The organism is Prevotella sp. P3-92, assembly GCF_002251205.1.
Classification (GTDB): domain Bacteria; phylum Bacteroidota; class Bacteroidia; order Bacteroidales; family Bacteroidaceae; genus Prevotella.
In genome coordinates this window covers 1-667 of sequence record NZ_NPJE01000007.1, presented here as the reverse complement: position 1 = coordinate 667, position 667 = coordinate 1, and the positions used below count along the sequence as shown (strand labels likewise).

The 667-nt window shown below is 56.1% G+C and carries 1 pseudogene; it reads right to left on the bottom strand.

The annotated features are described in order from the left end of the window. Positions 1-667 (bottom strand): annotated as a pseudogene (locus tag CIK93_RS13535) (hypothetical protein); the annotation flags it as partial.

The following is a 667-nucleotide window of genomic DNA, read 5'->3' as shown; positions in this document are numbered from 1 at the left end:
GTGCCGAGGGCCTCGCCGCCGGTAGCGTACACCACCTGTCCCGTAAGGTAGCCGATGGCGTGCTGTCTCTGTTCCTGTCCAATGGTTAATGCAGGCATCGCGCTTGTAAGGTTGTTGCCGATGAATTCATAGGTGTCGTAGTAGTTGACTATCTCGAGTTGCGGGTCGCTGATGCTGTACGGTGCGGAGTAGCCTGTGCTGCAGACACCCCCTGATCCGCTCGTGTATGATGTAGCGGAGAGCACCGACCCGTCGCGGTTTCCGTCGCTGCATGTGCCCTGCACGCACAGCCTTCCGAAGCGGTCGTACAGGCAGAAGCGGTAGCGGTTTCCCAGAGCGGTGTCTCTCATGTACGCCATGCGGTCGGCACTGTCGTACCAGTACTGCACGCATTCCGCCCCGGGCAGTTTCTTCCATACCACCCGCCCTCTATTGTCATAACGATATTCGTATGCATATATTGTCTTTTCCTGCGATATTTTGTTGAATGCAGGTGTGAGCACGAAGCGCAGCTGGCCGAGGTCGTTATATACATAATAGGTATCTCCTGCTGCGGTGCGCTCCATAATCTTCCTCCCGAGCAGGTCGGTGAATACGGCTGTGCTCCTGTTGTCGGCATCGTAAGACACTGCTTTTGCCAGCGTTCCCTCTGGATAGTACTCGAAGG